The organism is Oleiphilus sp. HI0128 (genome assembly GCF_001635365.1).
Genome location: NZ_LWGG01000149.1, coordinates 1 through 901 on the forward strand (window position 1 = coordinate 1; position 901 = coordinate 901).

General features: G+C 44.9%; 1 protein-coding gene. It reads right to left on the reverse strand.

Annotated elements, in window-relative coordinates:
- Positions 1-806 (reverse strand): M1 family aminopeptidase (locus A3763_RS01945; protein WP_304440772.1); only part of this gene is annotated, 806 nt, incomplete at its 3' end.
- Between the last annotated feature and the right edge of the window lie 95 nt (positions 807-901).

The window sequence follows — 901 nt, forward strand, 5'->3', positions numbered from 1 at the left end:
ACAATCGCCTCAATGCGCTGATAACCCGCATCTGTTGTTGCATCGGGCTTTGCCAAAACACAGGATGAATTGAAGATATTCAGACCTTTATTCTCCATGGCGCCCATATTAAAATCGTCCACCGCGACAATCATAAATATATCCAGGTCGTACTCTCGCCCGTAGACTTCTTCATCCCAGCGCATCGACCTTTTTAAACAATCTAGTGCGTAATCGCACTTATCTGCATTCTTATGATCAACAAAGATCTTCAGGGCCACCTGACGTCCAGACATGGTTTTGAAGGAGTCTTCATGGCAATGTAAATCACCTGCCACCAAAGCAAACAAGTAACAAGGCTTTGGATGAGGGTCGTGCCAAGTAACAAAATGACGATTATCTTCCAAGTTTCCCGACTCAATAGCATTACCATTGGAAAGCAGGTTCGGGTAAAGCGCTTTATCAGCTTCNATGCGCGTCGTAAATACCGTTAGTACGTCAGGACGATCCATGTAATAGGTAATTCGTCTGAAACCCTCGGCTTCACACTGGGTACAAAACATTGACGAAGACTTGTACAAGCCTTCCAACCGCTTGTTATCTTGCGGCTTAATCCAGGTTTCACACTGCAACTCAAATTTCGCGGGTACAGATTCTACCGTTAGAGATTCGTCATCTAGAAGGTATTCACTCTCTTCCAGCTCACGGTCATCTAACTTTATACTTTTCAGCTCAAGGTCTTCACCATTTAGTGACAGCGCCTCGCCTTCACGGCCAGCGACTCGCTCGATAAGCTGCCTGGCTTTTACCCAACGCTCCGTTTTCAAATAACTGAAAGGTTAAATCAAGTGACGTAATCTTAAACGCAGGCTCAAGATAGTCTTTGAGGTATATCGTCTTTGCTGATTCACTCATGCATGCT